This is a genomic window from Paracoccus lichenicola, assembly GCF_009708075.1.
Lineage (GTDB): Bacteria > Pseudomonadota > Alphaproteobacteria > Rhodobacterales > Rhodobacteraceae > Paracoccus > Paracoccus lichenicola.
The window spans coordinates 88,540-105,799 of sequence record NZ_WMBT01000009.1 but is presented as its reverse complement, the minus strand read 5'-3'; the positions used below and the strand labels follow the sequence as shown (position 1 = coordinate 105,799).

17 protein-coding genes and 2 tRNA genes are annotated in these 17,260 nt (G+C 68.8%); 15 read left to right on the top strand and 4 right to left on the bottom strand.

What is annotated here, in order from left to right:
• Positions 1 to 53 precede the first annotated feature (53 nt).
• From GIY56_RS14030 to GIY56_RS14005, 6 genes are read left to right on the top strand one after another with little or no spacing between them, the layout of a single operon-like run.
• On the top strand, positions 54 to 476 hold the full coding sequence (locus tag GIY56_RS14030) for a cytidine deaminase (protein ID WP_328288563.1): 423 nt from the start codon (positions 54 to 56) through the stop codon (positions 474 to 476).
• Positions 473 to 1,756 carry a thymidine phosphorylase gene (locus GIY56_RS14025; RefSeq protein WP_154765459.1) on the top strand — a complete coding sequence of 428 codons (1,284 nt, stop codon included), beginning with the start codon at positions 473 to 475 and terminating at the stop codon, positions 1,754 to 1,756. Before GIY56_RS14030 ends, GIY56_RS14025 begins: the two co-directional genes overlap by 4 nt.
• Positions 1,753 to 2,940, top strand: a complete 1,188-nt coding sequence (locus tag GIY56_RS14020) for a phosphopentomutase (RefSeq protein ID WP_328288560.1) — start codon at positions 1,753 to 1,755, stop codon at positions 2,938 to 2,940. Before GIY56_RS14025 ends, GIY56_RS14020 begins: the two co-directional genes overlap by 4 nt.
• Positions 2,937 to 3,896 carry an adenosine deaminase gene (locus tag GIY56_RS14015; RefSeq protein ID WP_328288559.1) on the top strand — a complete coding sequence of 320 codons (960 nt, stop codon included), beginning with the start codon at positions 2,937 to 2,939 and terminating at the stop codon, positions 3,894 to 3,896. The genes GIY56_RS14020 and GIY56_RS14015 overlap by 4 nt, the downstream gene beginning before the upstream one ends.
• Complete coding sequence (gene upp / locus GIY56_RS14010; RefSeq protein ID WP_328288558.1) at positions 3,893 to 4,525, top strand: uracil phosphoribosyltransferase; 633 nt, start codon at positions 3,893 to 3,895, stop codon at positions 4,523 to 4,525. The genes GIY56_RS14015 and upp overlap by 4 nt, the downstream gene beginning before the upstream one ends.
• Before the next feature lie 42 nt (positions 4,526 to 4,567).
• Positions 4,568 to 5,557 (top strand): SPOR domain-containing protein, encoded by a 990-nt coding sequence (locus GIY56_RS14005; protein ID WP_154765457.1) that lies wholly within the window; start codon positions 4,568 to 4,570, stop codon positions 5,555 to 5,557.
• 61 nt (positions 5,558 to 5,618) lie between these two features.
• Here GIY56_RS14005 and GIY56_RS14000 read toward each other — a convergent pair whose 3' ends face one another.
• Together GIY56_RS14000 and tyrS are read right to left on the bottom strand one after the other, a co-directional pair.
• Positions 5,619 to 5,759, bottom strand: a complete 141-nt coding sequence (locus GIY56_RS14000) for a hypothetical protein (RefSeq protein WP_154765456.1) — start codon at positions 5,757 to 5,759, stop codon at positions 5,619 to 5,621.
• Positions 5,760 to 5,878: 119 nt separating this feature from the next.
• Positions 5,879 to 7,123 (bottom strand): tyrosine--tRNA ligase, encoded by a 1,245-nt coding sequence (tyrS, locus tag GIY56_RS13995; protein WP_154765455.1) that lies wholly within the window; start codon positions 7,121 to 7,123, stop codon positions 5,879 to 5,881.
• Positions 7,124 to 7,182: 59 nt separating this feature from the next.
• Between tyrS and GIY56_RS13990 the strand changes: the two genes are divergently transcribed.
• The 4 genes from GIY56_RS13990 to GIY56_RS13975 all read left to right on the top strand — a co-directional run bounded on the left by GIY56_RS13990 (position 7,183) and on the right by GIY56_RS13975 (position 9,964).
• Entirely contained in the window at positions 7,183 to 8,310 is a 1,128-nt protein-coding gene (locus GIY56_RS13990) for an anhydro-N-acetylmuramic acid kinase (RefSeq protein ID WP_154765454.1), read from the top strand.
• Positions 8,311 to 8,377: 67 nt separating this feature from the next.
• A tRNA-Asp gene (locus tag GIY56_RS13985) sits at positions 8,378 to 8,454 on the top strand.
• 26 nt (positions 8,455 to 8,480) lie between these two features.
• Positions 8,481 to 8,557 (top strand) — tRNA-Asp (locus GIY56_RS13980).
• A gap of 147 nt (positions 8,558 to 8,704) precedes the next feature.
• Positions 8,705 to 9,964, top strand: coding sequence for a glutamate-5-semialdehyde dehydrogenase (locus tag GIY56_RS13975; RefSeq protein WP_154765453.1), 1,260 nt, complete (start codon positions 8,705 to 8,707; stop codon positions 9,962 to 9,964).
• A gap of 15 nt (positions 9,965 to 9,979) precedes the next feature.
• Here the strand turns inward: GIY56_RS13975 and GIY56_RS13970 are convergent, their stop codons facing one another.
• Positions 9,980 to 10,603 carry a histidine phosphotransferase family protein gene (locus GIY56_RS13970; protein ID WP_154765452.1) on the bottom strand — a complete coding sequence of 208 codons (624 nt, stop codon included), beginning with the start codon at positions 10,601 to 10,603 and terminating at the stop codon, positions 9,980 to 9,982.
• A 38-nt stretch (positions 10,604 to 10,641) separates the two neighbouring features.
• Here GIY56_RS13970 and GIY56_RS13965 point away from each other — a divergent pair, with 38 nt between their 5' ends.
• The 4 genes from GIY56_RS13965 to GIY56_RS13950 all read left to right on the top strand — a co-directional run bounded on the left by GIY56_RS13965 (position 10,642) and on the right by GIY56_RS13950 (position 14,897).
• Positions 10,642 to 10,821, top strand: a complete 180-nt coding sequence (locus tag GIY56_RS13965) for a DUF3553 domain-containing protein (RefSeq protein ID WP_328288557.1) — start codon at positions 10,642 to 10,644, stop codon at positions 10,819 to 10,821.
• 131 nt (positions 10,822 to 10,952) lie between these two features.
• On the top strand, positions 10,953 to 11,735 hold the full coding sequence (locus GIY56_RS13960) for a GNAT family N-acetyltransferase (protein ID WP_154765520.1): 783 nt from the start codon (positions 10,953 to 10,955) through the stop codon (positions 11,733 to 11,735).
• A complete protein-coding gene (locus tag GIY56_RS13955) occupies positions 11,732 to 12,571 on the top strand; it encodes a lysophospholipid acyltransferase family protein (protein WP_154765451.1) in 840 nt (279 codons plus the stop codon). Before GIY56_RS13960 ends, GIY56_RS13955 begins: the two co-directional genes overlap by 4 nt.
• Before the next feature lie 61 nt (positions 12,572 to 12,632).
• Complete coding sequence (locus GIY56_RS13950) at positions 12,633 to 14,897, top strand: adenosylcobalamin-dependent ribonucleoside-diphosphate reductase (RefSeq protein WP_154765450.1); 2,265 nt, start codon at positions 12,633 to 12,635, stop codon at positions 14,895 to 14,897.
• Positions 14,898 to 14,926: 29 nt separating this feature from the next.
• On the opposite strand, the gene GIY56_RS13945 is transcribed toward GIY56_RS13950, so the two are convergent.
• Positions 14,927 to 15,667: an N-formylglutamate amidohydrolase gene (locus tag GIY56_RS13945; RefSeq protein WP_154765449.1), complete on the bottom strand. Its 741-nt coding sequence runs from the start codon at positions 15,665 to 15,667 to the stop codon at positions 14,927 to 14,929.
• A 114-nt stretch (positions 15,668 to 15,781) separates the two neighbouring features.
• Between GIY56_RS13945 and pyk the strand changes: the two genes are divergently transcribed.
• Positions 15,782 to 17,227 carry a pyruvate kinase gene (gene pyk / locus GIY56_RS13940; RefSeq protein ID WP_154765448.1) on the top strand — a complete coding sequence of 482 codons (1,446 nt, stop codon included), beginning with the start codon at positions 15,782 to 15,784 and terminating at the stop codon, positions 17,225 to 17,227.
• Positions 17,228 to 17,260: the final 33 nt, after the last annotated feature.

Below are 17,260 nucleotides of genomic sequence, written 5' to 3'. Positions count from 1 at the left end.
GCAGGCAGGGAACAGAAGCCATCACCTTGCGTCGGCCGCATCCCTGCGCGAAACTGTCGCAACGATTACAGGAGAACCGGATGTCGCTGCTGGATGCCGCCCGCGCAGTGCGCGAAATGGCCTATGTTCCGTATTCCCGCTTCAAGGTGGGCGCTGCCATCCGGGGGGCGTCAGGCGCCGTTTATCGCGGCTGCAACGTGGAAAACGTGGCCTATCCCGAAGGCACCTGTGCCGAGGCCGGGGCCATCGCCGCCATGGTCGCTGGGGGCGAGACGGAACTGATCGAGGTCGCGGTGATCGCCGACAGCCCTTCGCCCGTGCCGCCCTGCGGGGGGTGTCGGCAGAAGCTGGCGGAGTTCGGGCGGCACGATACGCCCGTGCTGCTGGCCACGACCGAGGGCGCGACGCTGGCCACCACGGTTGGCGAACTGCTGCCGGGGCGCTTCGACGCCGGGCACATGGCGAAGGCGGAATGACCGATCCCCGTCCCGTCATCGCGGCGGTCCGCGACGGCCGCGGCCTGGACGGTCCGGGCGCGGCGCTGATCGCGCAGGGCCTGGCGAACGGATCCATCAGCGACGCGCAGGCCGGGGCCTTTGCCATGGCGGTGCTGGTCAAGGGCATCGGTGTGCCGGGCCGTGTGGCGTTGACGCGGGCGATGCGCGATTCGGGGCATGTGCTGCACTGGGATCTGCCGGGACCGGTGGTGGACAAGCATTCCACGGGCGGCATCGGCGATGCGGTCAGCCTGGTGCTGGCCCCCCTGCTGGGGGCGCGGGGGATGTTCGTGCCCATGATCTCGGGCCGCGGCCTGGGCCATACCGGCGGCACCCTGGACAAGCTGGAGGCGATCCCCGGATGCCGCGTCGATCAGCCCGAGGATGATTTCCGCCGCATCACCCGCACCGTGGGCTGCGCCATCGTTGCGGCCAGCCGTGATTTCGCCCCAGCCGACCGCAGGCTGTATGCGATCCGTGACGAATCGGCGACGGTGGAGTCGATCGACCTGATCACCGCGTCCATCCTGTCCAAGAAGCTGGCGGCGGGGTTGCAGGCGCTTGTGCTGGACGTGAAGGCGGGGTCGGGGGCCTTCCTGCGCAAGGCCGAATCCTCGCAACGGCTGGCGCAGGCGCTGGTGGAAACCGCGAACGGCGCGGGCTGCGCGACATCAGCCCTGATCACCGACATGGACCAGCCGCTGGCCCGCAGCGCCGGGAACGCCCTGGAAATCGCCGAATCGATCCGCGTGCTGCGGGGCGAACCTGGCGCCCTGCGCGACCTGACGCTGGCGCTGGCGTCCGAGGTGCTGCGGCTGGTAGGGCAGGGGGACGGCGGCCTGGCGGACCTGCTGGATTCCGGCGCGGCAGCCGAGGTGTTCGCCCGCATGGTCGCGGCCCAGGGCGGCCCCGCCGACCTGCTGGACCGGCCCGATGCGCACCTGACGCCCGCCCCGGTGATCCGCCCCGTTCCCACGCCCGAGGGGCCGGTGGCCCAGATCGACGTGACCGCGCTTGGTCACGCCGTGGTGGCGCTTGGCGGCGGCCGCGTCCGGGCGGGCGAGGGGATCGACCCCCGCGTCGGCCTGTCCATGCTAGCCAAGCTGGGCGAGGAGGTCGGTCCCGGCCGCCCCCTGGCCCTGGTCCACGCCGCCGACGACACCGCAGCCGAGGTCGCCATCGCCGCCGTGACCGCCGCCTATCGCCTGGGCGAGGGCACTGAACCCGGCCCCTTGGTCCGCGAACGGATCGCGTCGTGACGGACCGGCGCGTCTTCCTGATCGTGATGGACAGCGTGGGCATCGGCGGCGCGCCCGATGCGGACGGGTTCTTCAACGGCGATCTGCCCGATACCGGCGCCAACACCGTCGCCCATATCGCGCAGGCGCGGGCGCTGCACATGCCGAACCTCGCGCGGCTTGGCCTGGGCGCGGCGGTGCGGTTGGCGTCAGGGCAGGACGCGCCCGGGCTGATGGTGCCGCCGCAAGGGCTTTGGGGCGCAGCGACCGAGATCTCCCGCGGCAAGGACACGCCCTCGGGCCATTGGGAAATCGCGGGCGTTCCGGTGCCCTGGGACTGGCATTGTTTTCCCGACACCATTCCCGCCTTTCCGCCCGAAGTCACCGCGCGTATTTGCGAACTGGCGGGGACGGACGGCATCCTGGGTAACTGCCACGCCTCGGGCACCCAGGTGATCGAGGATTTCGGGGCCGAGCATCTGCGCACCGGCTGGCCGATCTGCTACACTTCGGTGGACAGCGTCTTGCAGATCGCCGCCCACGAGGATCGCTTCGGCCTGGACCGGCTGATCGGCCTGTGCGAATCGCTGGCCCCCACGCTGCACGCGATGCGCGTGGGCCGCGTGATCGCGCGCCCTTTCCTAGGCGAGGCTCCCGGCACCTTCCGCCGCACCGGCAACCGCCGCGACTTCGCCATCGCGCCGCCGGGCCGCACCATTCTGGACATCGCCCAGGGCGCTGGCCGCGTGACCCATGCCATCGGCAAGATCGGCGACATCTTCAGCCATCGCGGCATCACCCATCTGCACAAGGGCAAGTCCGACGCGGATCTGGCGGATCACCTGATCCGCCTGGGGACGCAGGCCGAACCCGGCAGCCTGACTTTCGCCAATTTCGTCGAATTCGACACGAATTTCGGCCACCGCCGCGATATTCCGGGCTATGCCGCGCAACTGGAATGGTTCGACGGGGTGGCGGGCCGGTTCCTGGCGACCCTGCACCCCGGCGATCTGGCGATCTTCACCGCCGATCACGGCAACGACCCCAGTTGGCACGGCACCGACCACACGCGCGAGCGGGTGCCGGTCCTGGGGCACGGCGTCGGCGCGCGGCAGGTGGGTCTGGTGGGCTTCAGCGACATCGGCGCCTCGGTCCTGGCGCATCTGGGCCTGCCTGCGCCCGATCATGGAAGGCCGTTCCTGTGAAGACGTTGGAGCTGCACCTGCATCTGGAAGGCGCCGCGCCCCCCGCCTTCATCCGGGGCCTTGCGGCGGAAAAGCACGCCGACCTGACCGGCGTCTTCGACGAGCAGGGCAACTATGCCTATGACGGCTTCGACGGCTTCCTGCGCTGCTACGAGGCCGCAACCAGCGTCCTGCAAACCCCGCAGGATTACGCCCGCCTGCTGGCCGAGGTTCTGGAACGGTCTGCCGGACAGGGCGTGATCTATACCGAGCTGTTCGTCTCGCCCGAGTTCTGCGGCGGCGGCGACTTGCCCGCTTGGCGCGACCATCTGGCCGCGATGACCGAGGTCGCGGGCAAGGCGCGCGCCCAGGGCATCGACAGCCGCGCCATCCTGACCGCCATTCGCCATTTCGGCCCCGACCGCGCCCGGAAAACCGCCATCTGCGTGGCGGAAACGGCGGGCGATTGGGTCACGGGCTTCGGCATGGGCGGGGCCGAAACCGTGGGGCGCGCCACCGATTACGCTTGGTCCTTCGATTGCGCGCGCGAAGCCGGCCTGGGCCTGACCTGCCACGCGGGCGAATGGGCCGGCCCGGACAGCATCCGCGACGCCCTGGCGCTTGGCTGCACCCGCATCGGCCACGGCGTCGGCGCCATCGAGGATCCGGCCCTGGTCCGCGACCTGGCGGACAAGGGCGTCACGCTGGAGGTCTGCCCCGGATCCAACGTCGCGCTTGGCGTCTATCCGTCCTGGTCCGCCCATCCCATCGCGCGGCTGGCCGATGCGGGCGTGCGCGTCACCGTCTCCACCGACGATCCGCCGTTCTTCCACACGACGATGCGCCGCGAATACGACCGGCTTGCCGATGCCTTCGGTTGGGGCGATACGGAATTCGCGCAGATCAACCGCTGGGCCGCTGATGCCGCCTTCTGCGACCCCGCGACCCGCGACCGGCTTTTGAAGGAGTTCCCGTGAGCCAGCACCTGACCGTCATCGACCACCCGCTTGTCCAGCACAAGCTGACGATCATGCGCCAGAAGGACGTGTCCACGGCCGGTTTCCGCCGCCTGCTGCGAGAGATCAGCCTGCTGCTGGCCTACGAGGTCACGCGCGAACTGGAACTGACCACTACCCGCATCGAGACCCCCCTGTGCGAGATGGACGCGCCCACGCTGGAAGGAAAGAAGCTTGCGCTGATCTCGATCCTGCGCGCCGGGAACGGGCTGCTGGACGGCATCCTGGAGATGATCCCCGGCGCCCGCGTGGGCTTCGTGGGCCTGTACCGCGATCCCGAAACGCTGCAACCTGTGGAATATTACTGCAAGGTTCCCAAGGAGTTGGACGCGCGCCTGACCATCGTCGTCGATCCCATGCTGGCGACCGGCAATTCGTCCGTCGCGGCCATCGACATGCTCAAGGCGCGCGGGGCCACCAACCTGCGCTTCCTGTGCCTGCTGGCTGCGCCCGAAGGGGTGGAACGGATGCGCCAGGCCCATCCCGACGTGCCGATCTTCACGGCGGCGCTGGACGAACGGCTGGACGATCACGGCTATATCGTGCCGGGTCTGGGCGATGCGGGCGACCGGATGTTCGGGACGAAATAGCCCGTTAACCGCGGGTTCAGCCTTTGCCCCTATTGCTGGGGCATGAAGTCGAATCGCGGGTGGCGGATGCGGGTCTTGGGTTGGATGGTGCTGGTGCTCTTGCTGCCGGGGCGGGTCTGGGCCATGCCCGAACCGCCCCCGCCCGGGGATTTCCCGGGCGCGCAATATATCGACCGCACGGGCTGTGTCTTTGTCCGAGAAGGTGAGGACTGGAAACCCCGGCTGGACAAGCAGGGCGCGCCGATCTGCGGCTTTCCCCCCAGCCAACCCGCCGAGATGGTCGAGGCGCCTGCCGATCCCCCTTCGCCCGAGGAGGTTCTGACGGCGGTTCTGGCGGAAGGATTGCGGTCCGGCGACCTGCTGGCGAACCCGGCGGCGGCGCCGCTGGGGGATGTCGCGCCCGATCCCGCGCAGGCGCAGCTGGACAGGACGCTGGCCCGGCAGGTCGAACTGGACGGCCGCATCCGCAGCGCCCTGGCAGGCCGCGCGCCCGATGGGCTTTGCGCGCGCTTGGGCTATCGCCCGGCGGAAGACGCCGCGCCGATCATCGGCGGGGATGTCACGCAGGGCCTGTGCCCCGGCATGATAGCGCCCGAGCTGGAACCTGCGATTAAGACCGCGTCCGTTCAGCCCCAGACTGCTCCGGTCCCGGCACCCGCCGAACGCCCCGCCAAGCTGTCCCGGAAAGCTGAGCCGCCTGCGTCTCGTCCGCAGCGCACCGAGCCTCCGAAGACCGCCTCGGTGGTGGCCCGCCGCCCCGAACCCGCGCAAACCGCCGCCCCGGCATCAGTCGAGATGATCCCCGCCCATGCACGCTATGTCCAGATCGGGATCTATGCCGACGAGGCCAATGCCCTTGCCGCCCTGCGGCGTTTGTCCGGGATGGGATACCGCACCGCCCAGCGGCACGAGCGTTCGCAGGACAAGGCCGCGAAAGCCATCCTGGCCGGGCCATTCGCGGATCGGCAGGCCCTGGTGGCGGCACTGACGCGGTTGCGGGCGAACGGTTATCCCCGGGCGGTGGCGCGCTGAGGTCCGGACATGCAAAGGGGGCGCGAACGCCCCCGGAAAATCCTGTGCTGGTCTGTCGCGATCAGGCGGCGCGGCGGGTTTCGGCCTCGCGCGGGGCTTCTTCGCGGGTGAAGTAGCCAAACATCTGATCCAGCACGGCATCAGCCTGGGCCTGCAACTTGCGGGCGCTGAGGCTGAGGGGTTGTGCGGTGTTCTGTGCCATTGTCCTGTCTTCCGGTCGGAGTAGTCCTCCCGCAACGACAGATAGGGCCGGTATGCCGGGGTGTCCAGCGGGGCGACGTTGCGGAATCGCCCCTGCAATGCTGCCATGCAGCGGGTGCATCAGCCGACGGTCACCATCCGGTGCTTCTTCTTGCCTACAGACACCTTCAGCCCGTCCCCGATCAGCGCGGCATCCACCGCCATCTGCGGGTCCGACACCGCCTCGTTGTTCAGCCGCAGCCCGCCTTCGGCGATCAGGCGCTTGGCCTCTTTCCCCGACGCGGTGATCCCGGTCTGGACCAGCAGTTGCGCCACGGTCAGCCCGCCCGACAGCGCCTCGGCGCTGACGGTCGCGACCTCCAGATCGCCGCCCGCGCCGCCTTGCTCGAAGACCTCGCGCGCGGTGGCCTCGGCCCTGGCGGCGGCCTCGGCGCCGTGCAGCAGGGTGGTGACTTCGTTCGCCAGGCGGACCTTGGCCTCGTTGATCTCGGACCCCTGCAGGGCGCCCAGGCGGTCGCATTCCTCGACCGGCAGTTCGGTGTACAGCTTCAGGAAACGCCCCACATCCGCATCGGTGGTGTTGCGCCAGAACTGCCAGAAGTCATAGGGCGACAGCATCGCCCCGTTCAGCCAGACCGCCCCGCCCGCAGACTTGCCCATCTTGCGCCCGTCGCTGGTCGTCAGCAGGGGCGAGGTCAGCCCCCAGATCACCGCGTCGTCCACCCGCCGCGTCAGGTCGATGCCGTTGACGATGTTGCCCCACTGGTCCGACCCGCCCATCTGCAACCGGCAGCCATAACGGCGGTGCAGTTCCAGGAAGTCATAGGCCTGCAGGATCATGTAGTTGAATTCCAGGAAGGACAGCGATTGCTCGCGGTCCAGCCGGGATTTCACCGACTCGAAGGACAGCATCCGGTTCACGCTGAAATGCCGCCCAATGTCGCGCAGGAACTCCAGATAGTTCAGCCCGTCCAGCCATTCGGCGTTGTTCAGCATCAGGGCCGCGTCGTCCCCATAGGACAGGTAGCGCGCGAAGACCTGGGCCATCCCGTCGATGTTGGACTGGATCGCGGCCTGATCCAGCAGGGGCCGTTCCTCGGACCGGAAGGAGGGGTCGCCCACCTTGGTCGTGCCGCCGCCCATCAGCGTGATGGGCCGGTTGCCGGTCTTCTGGAACCAGCGCAGCATCATGATGTTCAGCAGATGACCGACATGCAGCGACGCCGCCGTCGCGTCATAGCCGATATAGGCCGTGACCGGGCCGTCCAGCAGCGCCCCGTCCAGCGCCGCGAAGTCCGTGCAGTCGGCGACATAGCCGCGTTCGGTCATCACGCGCAGGAAATCGGACTTGGGGCTGTGGGTCATCGGCTTTTTCCTTCTGGTCGGCGCGGATATACCGGCTGCGGCAGGGAAGGAAAAGCGCGATGATCCGGGTTCTGGGAATGATGTCGGGCACCTCGATGGACGGGGTGGACGCGGCGGTGATCGAGACCGACGGGGTGCGGATCGGCGGCTTCGGGCGCAGCGGGTTCCGCGGTTACAGCGACAACGAAGCCGCCGTGCTGCATGGGGCGCTTGGCCGCTGGCCAGGCGAAGCGGGGGTAGAGGACGCCGCGACGATCTCGGTCGCAAGCCATGCCGCGATGGCCGCCGATTTCCCCGAGGCAGACCTGATCGGCTATCACGGTCAGACGCTGGCGCATGATCCGCAGGGCAGGGGCACGCATCAGGCGGGCGCTGGCGCGGCTTTGGCGCGGGCCACGGATCGGCCCGTGGTCTGGGATTTCCGCCGCGAGGACGTGCGGCAGGGCGGCGAGGGCGCGCCCTTGGCGCCATTCTTCCACTGGGCCTGCGCCGGGTGGGCCGTGGGGCAGGGCAAGCTGCCGCCGCAGCCGGTGGCCTTCCTGAACCTGGGCGGGGTGGGCAACATCACCTGGGTCGATCCGACCGCGCCTGCCCCCGAGGCCCCGGGCGCCTGCCTGGCCTTCGACACCGGCCCGGCCAACGCCCCCCTCAACGACCTGATGCGGCGCAGGCTGCGGCGCAGCCACGATCAGGACGGCGCGCTGGCGGTGGCGGGCCGGGCGGATGAGGCCATCGTCGCCGACTTCCTGCGCCACCCGTGGTTCGACCGCCCGCCGCCCAAGTCGCTGGACCGCGACCAGTTCAGGGGTCTGGCCGCCGCCGTGGAACCCTTGCCCGATGCCGATGCCGCCGCCACCCTGGTTGCGGCCCTGGCAGGCGCGGTCGCGGCGGGCTTGCGCTGGTTGCCGTCCGTCCCTGCCGCCGTGCTGGTCTGCGGCGGCGGGCGGCGCAACCCGGCGATTATGGGGCGGCTGGCACAGGTCTTGCCCTGCGCGGTGCAGCCGGTCGAGGCCGCGGGACTGGACGGCGACATGCTGGAAGCCCAGGCCTTCGGATGGCTGGCCGCGCGGGTCATGCGGGGTCTGCCGACCTCGGGACCGACGACGACCGGCGTTCCCGCGCCCTGCTGCGGCGGGCGCATCAGCCATCCGCGCGGCCCCCGCCGATTTTTTCCGACACGCCCTTGACGGGGGCGATCGGTCTGCGTAAACCGCCCCTCACCCCGGCGGGCGATGCGATCGGGGTGGTGAGTGTGCGGTTGTAGCTCAGTTGGTTAGAGTACCGGCCTGTCACGCCGGGGGTCGCGGGTTCGAGCCCCGTCAACCGCGCCACACACACCAGTCGCCCATGATATAGCGCGGTTGTAGCTCAGTTGGTTAGAGTACCGGCCTGTCACGCCGGGGGTCGCGGGTTCGAGCCCCGTCAACCGCGCCATTCATTCCCCTTCCCTGATCGAAGCGTCGCTGGGGGCGCTGCCCCCGTCCTTCGGACTCCCCCGGGATATTTTTGCGAAGATGAAGGGGCGGGTTGAAGCCTGGACCAGGATGGGCCATCTGGTCGCGCAAAGGCGGGGTGAGTGCGATGACCGATCATGACGATGCAACGGCGCTGATCGCCACCATGGGCGAGGCGGCACGGGCTGCTGCGGTGGACCTGGCGCAGGCCACGGCGGAACAGAAGCGCGCGGCCCTGATCGGCGCGGCCGAGGCCCTGCGCCGCAATCAGGCCGGGATCCTGGAAGCGAACGACAAGGACATGCAGTTCGGGCGTGACAAGGGGCTGGCCGATTCGATGCTGGACCGGCTGCGGCTGGACGCGGACCGCCTGCGCGGGATCGAGGACGGGATGCGCGCGGTGGCCGAACAGCCCGATCCGGTGGGCGAGGTCGTTGCCGAATGGGACCGTCCGAACGGGCTGCACATCCAGCGCGTCCGCACCCCCATCGGCGTGATCGGCGTGATCTATGAAAGCCGCCCGAACGTGACCGCCGATGCGGGCGCCCTAGCGCTGAAGTCCGGCAATGCCGTGATCCTGCGCGGCGGGTCGGAAAGCCTGCATTCCAGCCAGGCGATCCACGCCTGCATGGTCCAGGGGCTGCGCCAGGCGGGCCTGCCCGAGGCCGCGATCCAGCTGGTTCCCACCCGCGACCGCGCCGCCGTGACCGCGATGCTGCAAGCCCAGGGGCTGATCGACGTGATCATCCCGCGCGGCGGCAAGGGCTTGGTGGGGCTGGTGCAGCAGGAGGCTCGCGTGCCGGTCTTTGCGCATCTTGAGGGGATCTGCCACGTTTATGTCGATGGCGACGCCGATCCCGACAAGGCGCGGCGCGTGGTCCTGAATGCCAAGACGCGGCGCACCGGCATCTGCGGCGCGGCGGAATGCCTGCTGATCGACCGTGCCTATCGCGGCGGTCCCGCCCTGATCCAGGCCCTGCTGGAGGCAGGCGTCGAGGTCCGGGCGGATGGCGATCTGGCGAAAATCCCCGGCACCGTCATGGCCGAGCCTGACGATTTCGGGCGCGAGTTCCTGGACATGATCATCGCGGTCAAGCTGGTCGATGGCGTGGACGGGGCCATCGCCCATATCCGCCGCCATGGCAGCCAGCACACCGAAGCGATCCTGACGGAAAACGACGCGACCGCGCAGCGGTTCTTCGCGGGGCTGGACAGCGCGATCCTGATGCGCAACGCCTCGACCCAGTTCGCCGATGGGGGCGAGTTCGGCATGGGCGCGGAAATCGGCATCGCCACCGGCAAGCTGCACGCGCGCGGCCCCGTGGGGGCCGAGCAGCTGACCAGCTTCAAGTATCTGGTGACGGGCGACGGCACGATCCGGGCGTGATGCCGCAGGGCCGGGTCAGAAGGCGATCTCGGCCCCTTGCGCATCGACCTCCCACCGGGCGCGGCAGCCTGCACGCGCCAGGGCCTCGGCCAGCAGGGGAAAGTGGACTTCCGAGGGCAGGGGGTTGCGCGGCGCATCGCCCCCCAGCCAGGCCCACAGGGCCGCGTCCTGCCGGGTCCGCTCGGCCTCGGCCACCAGGCGCCAGCCGGCGGGGCCGTGCAGGACCGTGACCGTGCCGCCCCAGGGGATCGCGCTTTCCAGGCACATCATGGCCAGCATCACCATCCGCATCTCGGTCCGCGCGAAATCCCCTTGGGCATCAAGTCGGATCTGCATCCGGCCCTGCGCGGAGAACCCGTCAAGCAGCTGTGCCAGCCCGTTGCGAGAGATGCGCTGATCGCCTTGCACCTGCCCGAAGGCTACCCGGAAAACCTGGATGCGGGCGCGCGCCGCCGCCACGCTTTCCGCGATCAGCTTCAGTTCCGGGCAGGCCGCGATGCCGGGAAAGTCGGACGACATCTCCAGCAGCTCGACCCCGTTGCCGATGGCCCCCAGGGGCGAGACGATGTCGTGGCACAGCCGCGACGCCAGAAGCTGCGACAGCTCGCCCGACGTGATGTGCGTTGTATCCGGGACCATGGAACGTTACCTTTCAATTGAGACACGAGGGGGCCGCCGTGAACGAGATCCTGGAACCCGGAATGATCGTCCGCCACCCCGGCGCGCCCGAATGGGGCGAGGGGCAGGTGCAATCGCGCATCGGCGATCGCATCACCGTGAATTTTTCCGAGGCGGGAAAGCAGGTCATCGACGGAAAACGGGTGTCACTGGATATCGTCTGGTCACAGGGAGGCTGAGGCGGCTCGTCCCCCACGATTGCAACCTTTGATTGTTCCGCGCAAGCCGTGACTCGCGGTCGTTGCTGTTGCAATGCCGGTGCCTGCCGCCTAGAGAGGATGCGATGACCATGACCGCCCTTGCTGCCCGCATGAAATCCGATCCGTCCGTCTTCGACATCCGCCTGGCCGTGTCGGAAGGGGATCTGCTGGCCGCGCAGCGCCTGCGCTATCGCGTCTTTGTCGAGGAACTGGGCGGCGACGGTCCTCTGGTCGATCACCGCCGGCGGCTGGAATGCGACGAATTCGACCCTGTGGTCGATCACCTGTGCCTGATCGACAACCGCCGCTCGGCCCGGGATCTGGATCATGTGGTCGGCGTCTATCGCCTGCTGCCGGGCGACCGCGCGGCGCGGTTTGGCCGCTTTTACTGCGATGCCGAATACGATCTGGCACCCTTGCGCCAATGCGGCCGCCCGGTGCTGGAACTGGGCCGGTCCTGCGTCGATCCGGCCGTCCGTGGCGGGTCGGGCATGTTCCTGATGTGGAACGCGCTGGCCGATTACGTGCTGGACCACGGGATCGAGATCCTGTTCGGGGTGGCAAGCTTTCATGGCACCGATACCGCGGTGCTGGCGCAATCGCTCAGTTGGCTGCACCATCACCATCTGGCGCCCGCCGGCCTGCGGCCCAAGGCCCTGCCGCCCGGCTTTCACCGCATGGACCTGATCCCCGCCGACCGGCTGGACCGGCGCGCGGCGCTGGTCGCCATGCCCGCGCTGATCAAGGCTTACCTGCGCCTTGGCGGGATGGTGGGTGAGGGGGCGTTCATCGACCGCGCCTTCAACACCACCGACGTGTTTCTGCTGATGGACACCGCCGCGATGTCCGACAAGCACCGGCAGTTCTATGAAAGCCGCTGGCAGCCGCAATGAACGCGAGTCCCGGACGCGGCGAGGCCACCTGGCGCGACACGGTGCCGCCGCCTGTGGCCCGCCCCCATGGCCTACGCGCCTGGCTGCGCGTCCTGCGGCGGGGCGGGGGCGCGGTCCTGGTGCTGCTGGCGGGCGTGCTGCTGATCCTGCCGCTGCGCGGGGCGGAGCGTTTGTTCCACGGTCGGCGCCGTCCCTGGACCGGGCCGCATGTGCAGATGGTCTGCCGCCTGACCCTGGCCTGCATGGGAATCCGTTGGCGGCGGATGGGCAAGCCGATGCGCGGCCTCGGCGCGGTGGTCGCCAATCATTCAAGCTGGCTCGACATCCTGGTCCTGAACGCCGCCATGCCGGTCTTTTTCGTCAGCAAGGCCGAGGTGGCAGACTGGCCCGGCATCAACATCCTGACCCGCGTCACCGACACCCATTTCGTGGTCCGCGACCCCCGGCTGGCCCGCGCCCAGGCCGACGAATTCGCGGCACGCGTCCGGGCAGGCCACCGGCTGCTGTTCTTCCCCGAGGGCACCTCGACCGACGGGCGGCGCCTGTTGCCCTTCAAGCCGACGCTGTTCCAGGGCTTCCTGGATCCCGCGCTGCCCGAGGGGCTGGCGATCCAGCCGGTCAGCGCCGTCTATCAGGCGCCCGCCGGGACCGATCCGCGCTTTTATGGCTGGTGGGGCGACATGGACCTGGGACCGCATCTGCTGGCCGTGCTGGCGGCACGGCGGCAGGGGCGCGTCACGGTGATCCTGCACGATCCCGTCCCCGTTGCGGGCCAAACGCGCAAGACGCTGGCCATGGCCTGCGAGGACGCCGTGCGCCGGGGCCTTGTCGCTTGATCGCGCAGGCGTTTGGCCCATATCTGGTAGGGTGAACCTTCGCAACCCCAAGGGATCCGTCATGACCCGTTTTGCCGCGCCCATCGCCGAACAGATCTGGGACATGAAATACCGCCTGAAGGACGCCGAGGGCCGCCCCATCGACATGACGGTCGAGGACAGCTGGCGCCGCGTCGCCCGCGATCTGGCCCAGGTCGAGGCCGACCCCGCCGCATGGGAAGACCGCTTCTACGCCGCGCTGCAGGATTTCCGCTTCCTGCCCGCGGGCCGCATCCTGGCGGGGGCGGGCACGGGCCGGTCCGTCACGTTGTTCAACTGCTTCGTCATGGGCACCATCCAGGACAGCATGGCAGGCATCTTCGAGGCGCTGAAGGAAGCCGCGCTGACCATGCAGCAGGGCGGCGGCATCGGTTATGATTTCAGCACCCTGCGCCCCAAGGGGGCCGAGGTGAAGGGCGTGGCCGCCGACGCCTCGGGGCCGCTGTCCTTCATGGACGTGTGGGATTCGATGTGCCGCACGATCATGTCGGCGGGCAGCCGCCGCGGCGCGATGATGGCGACGATGCGCTGCGACCATCCCGACATCGGCGACTTCATCGAGGCGAAACGGGACAGCGCGCGGCTGCGCATGTTCAACCTGTCGGTGCTGGTGACGGATGCCTTCATGGAGGCCGTGAAGGCCGACGGTCCGTGGGACCTGGTGTTCGGCGGCAAGGTCTATCGCACCGTCCCCGCGCGCGATCTGTGGAACCGGATCATGCGCGCGACCTATGATTACGCCGAACCCGGCGTCATCTTCATCGACCGCATCAACCGGCAGAACAACCTGCACTACGCGGAAACCATCGCGGCGACGAACCCCTGCGGCGAACAGCCCTTGCCACCCTATGGCGCCTGCCTGCTGGGGTCGGTGAACCTGGCGCGGCTGGTATCGGACCCGTTCACGCCCCAAGCCCGGCTGGACATGGCCGCACTGGACGATCTGGTCCGCGTGGCGGTGCGGATGATGGACAACGTGGTCGATGCATCGAAATTCCCCCTGCCGCAGCAGGCCGCCGAGGCCCAGGCCAAGCGCCGCATCGGGTTGGGCGTGACGGGACTGGCCGACGCGCTGCTGATGCTGGGCCTGCGCTATGGCGCGCCGGACGCGGTGGACCGGACGCGGAACTGGATGCACGCCATCGCGCGGTCGGCCTATCTGGCCAGCGCCGATCTGGCGCGGGAAAAGGGGGCGTTCCCGCTGTTCGACCGGGACGCTTACCTCGCCTCGGGCTTCATGCGGCGGATGGATGCGGACGTGCGCGAGGCCGTGGCCACCCACGGCATCCGCAACGCCCTGCTGACCTCCATCGCGCCCACTGGCACCATCAGCCTTTACGCCGGGAACGTCAGTTCGGGGATCGAGCCGGTCTTCGCCCATGCCTACACCCGCAAGGTCCTGCAAAAGGACGGCTCGCGCAGCGAGGAGGAGGTCGTGGACTATGCCGTCCGGATGTGGCGCGACATGCATGGCGACGCGCCCTTGCCGGATCACTTCGTGAACGCCCAGACCCTGGCGCCGCAGGATCACGTCGCCATGCAGGCGGCGGCGCAGGAATGGGTGGACAGCAGCATTTCCAAGACGATCAATTGCCCGGCGGATATTTCCTTCGAGGATTTCAAGGACGTTTACCTGTCCGCCTGGGATCTGGGCTGCAAGGGCTGCACGACCTATCGCCCGAACGACGTGACCGGCAGCGTGCTGTCGGTCAGCGAAAAGGCCGAGGCCGCGCCCCAGGCCGATGCGGGCGCCGACGTGGTCTATCTGACCGAGCCGCTGGATAGGCCCGCCGCGCTGGAGGGCGCGACCTACAAGCTGAAATGGCCCGCCAGCGAACACGCCATCTACATCACGATCAACGACATCGTGCAGTCAGGCCACCGCCGCCCGTTCGAGATCTTCATCAACTCCAAGAACATGGAGCATTTCGCCTGGACCGTCGCCCTGACCCGCATGATCAGCGCCGTGTTCCGGCGCGGCGGCGATGTCAGCTTCGTGGTCGAGGAACTGAAGGCCGTCTTCGACCCGCGCGGCGGGGCCTGGATGAACGGGCGCTATGTGCCCTCGATCCTCGCGGCCATCGGGGGCGTCATCGAGCGCCACATGATCGCCATCGGCTTTCTGGCGGGCGAGGGGATGGGCCTGAAATCCGACCCGCGCATCGAGGCCGTGGCGGTCGGCGAACGCCCGCTTGGCCCGGCCTGCCCGAACTGCGGCCAATACGGGATGCGCATGAACGAGGGCTGCATGACCTGCCCGAATTGCGGGCATTCAAAATGCGGATAGGGGGTGCGGTGGGGTGAAACCCCACCATGTCACAACCCTGCCGCAGCCAGCGTCGCCTCGATCACCGGCGCCAGCCGCGCGGCCCATTCCGCCTGACCCTCCTGGTCCGCGATCAGGTCGTTGCGCACCTCGATCAGCACATTGGGCCGCCCGTGCCTCAACGCATGGCGGTCGATCGAATCGCCTTCCAGATGGCCGTCATAGGGCTGGTTCTCGCCCGTGATCCAGCCCGCCTCGCGGCAGGCCTGGACCAGCGGCGGGCCAAGCCGCACGTCCTGCCAGGAATACAGGATCCCCACCTGCCAGGGCCGCATCGGGCGACCGCGCAGTTGCGGGGTGAAACTGTGGATCGCGCAGATGCAGCGGGCGGGATGGGCACCCGCCAGCCGGGCCAGGGCCGCGTGATAAGGGCGGTGCAGCCGGTCCAGCCGCCGCTCGCGTTCGGCCGCATCGGCATCCCTGTTCGCCGGGATCACCGTGCCGTCGTAAAGCCGCATCAGAAGGGTCGGGTCGTCCTCGCCCCGGTTGGGGTCGATCACCAGGCGCGAGAAATCCGAAAGGATCACGGGCGCGTCCATCAGCACGGCCAACCGCGACGCCAGCCCCGCCGCGCCCACGTCATAGGCGATGTGGCGGGCCATGTCGGCGGGCGCGATGCCCAGGGTTCCATCCCCGACCCAGTCGGGCACCCGGTTCGTCGCGTGGTCGCATGTGATCAGCCAGCGGGACGGGCGATCCTCGCCCTCGGTCCAGAAGGCACGCTCTGTCATCGGTCGGTCATCCTTCATGTCGCCGGATGTCTATGCCATGGTGTTGCCGGACGCCAGTTGCAGCCGCGGGCGATCTGGACCATAGTTAGCGCAAACGGAAAAAGGGCGGCCGGAATGAGACGACATCGCAATGTGAAGATCGTGGCAACGCTGGGACCGGCGTCCAGCACCAAGGACATGATCCGCGCGCTGTTCGACACCGGCGCCGACGTGTTCCGCCTGAACATGAGCCATGGCAGCCACGAAGACCACCGCGCCCGCCACGACGCCATCCGCGCGGTCGAGGCCGAAACGGGCCGACCCATCGCCATCCTGGCCGACCTGCAAGGGCCGAAGCTGCGCGTGGGCCAGTTCACCGCGGGCGCCTGCGACCTGGAGGAGGGCAACCGCTTCCGCTTCGACCTGGACCCGGCGCTTGGCGATTCCCACCGGGTGCAACTGCCCCACCGCGAGATTTTCGCGGCCCTCGTGCCCGGCAGCAACCTGCTGGTCAATGACGGCAAGATCCGCCTGCGGGTCGAGGAATGCGGTCCCGATTTCGCCGATTGCACCGTGACTGTCGGCGGCACCATCAGCGACCGCAAGGGCGTGAACGTGCCCGACGTGGTTCTGCCCCTGGCCGCGCTGTCCGACAAGGACCGCGCCGACCTGGAATTCGCCTGCGAACTGGGCGTGGACTGGCTGGCCCTGTCCTTCGTGCAGCGCGCGGCGGATGTCGAGGAAGCGCGCGCCCTGGCCCGCGGCCGCGCGGCGATCCTGTCCAAGATCGAGAAACCGGCGGCGGTCGATGCCTTCGAGGAAATCCTGGCCGCGTCCGACGGCATCATGGTCGCGCGGGGCGATCTGGGGGTGGAGCTGCCGATCCACTCGGTCCCGCCGATCCAGAAGCGTCTGGTCCGCAAGTGCCGGTCTGCCGCCAAGCCGGTGATCGTCGCCACGCAGATGCTGGAATCCATGATCGACAGCCCGATGCCCACCCGGGCCGAGGTCAGCGATGTCGCCAACGCCATCTACGAGGGCGCGGACGCGGTGATGCTGTCGGCCGAAAGCGCCGCCGGTTCCTATCCCATCGAGGCCGTACGGACGATGGACAGCGTCGCCCGCTCGGTCGAGGCCGACAGCAACTATCGCGCCATCATCGAGGCTTCGCGCCAGAACAAGCTGCACACCGTGGCCGACGCCATCGTGACCGCCGCGCGCGAGATTGCCGAGACGACCGACATCGCGGCGATCTGCGCCTTCAGCCAGTCGGGCAAGACCGCCAGCCTGGTGGCCCGCGAACGCCCGCGCGTGCCGATCATCGCGCTGACCCATGTCGAATCGGTGCTGCGCCGCATGTGCCTGACCTGGGGCACGCATTGCGTCATCACCCCGCAACTGAGCCGCTTCAAGGAGGCGGTGGTCAACGCCACCCGCGCCGCGCGCGAGTTCAACTTTGCCGACGAGTCCCGCCAGATCGTCGTGATCGCGGGCGTGCCCTTCAACGTGCCGGGGACGACGAACATCGTCCGCATCGCGCCCTGCGACGAACGCTTGATCTTCGCCTCTGATCCGGAATAAGCGCGGACCCAGGCAAACCATCACGGGGATTTT

What these genes read in the sequence shown, in the direction of transcription:
- GIY56_RS14025 (WP_154765459.1), top strand. Translation starts at nt 473, where the DNA reads ATGACCGATCCCCGTCCCGTCATCGCGGCGGTCCGCGACGGCCGCGGC.
- GIY56_RS14005 (WP_154765457.1), top strand. Translation starts at nt 4,568, where the DNA reads ATGAAGTCGAATCGCGGGTGGCGGATGCGGGTCTTGGGTTGGATGGTG.
- GIY56_RS14000 (WP_154765456.1), bottom strand. Translation starts at nt 5,759, where the DNA reads ATGGCACAGAACACCGCACAACCCCTCAGCCTCAGCGCCCGCAAGTTG.
- tyrS (WP_154765455.1), bottom strand. Translation starts at nt 7,123, where the DNA reads ATGACCCACAGCCCCAAGTCCGATTTCCTGCGCGTGATGACCGAACGC.
- GIY56_RS13990 (WP_154765454.1), top strand. Translation starts at nt 7,183, where the DNA reads ATGATCCGGGTTCTGGGAATGATGTCGGGCACCTCGATGGACGGGGTG.
- GIY56_RS13975 (WP_154765453.1), top strand. Translation starts at nt 8,705, where the DNA reads ATGACCGATCATGACGATGCAACGGCGCTGATCGCCACCATGGGCGAG.
- GIY56_RS13970 (WP_154765452.1), bottom strand. Translation starts at nt 10,603, where the DNA reads ATGGTCCCGGATACAACGCACATCACGTCGGGCGAGCTGTCGCAGCTT.
- GIY56_RS13960 (WP_154765520.1), top strand. Translation starts at nt 10,953, where the DNA reads ATGAAATCCGATCCGTCCGTCTTCGACATCCGCCTGGCCGTGTCGGAA.
- GIY56_RS13955 (WP_154765451.1), top strand. Translation starts at nt 11,732, where the DNA reads ATGAACGCGAGTCCCGGACGCGGCGAGGCCACCTGGCGCGACACGGTG.
- GIY56_RS13950 (WP_154765450.1), top strand. Translation starts at nt 12,633, where the DNA reads ATGACCCGTTTTGCCGCGCCCATCGCCGAACAGATCTGGGACATGAAA.
- GIY56_RS13945 (WP_154765449.1), bottom strand. Translation starts at nt 15,667, where the DNA reads ATGACAGAGCGTGCCTTCTGGACCGAGGGCGAGGATCGCCCGTCCCGC.
- pyk (WP_154765448.1), top strand. Translation starts at nt 15,782, where the DNA reads ATGAGACGACATCGCAATGTGAAGATCGTGGCAACGCTGGGACCGGCG.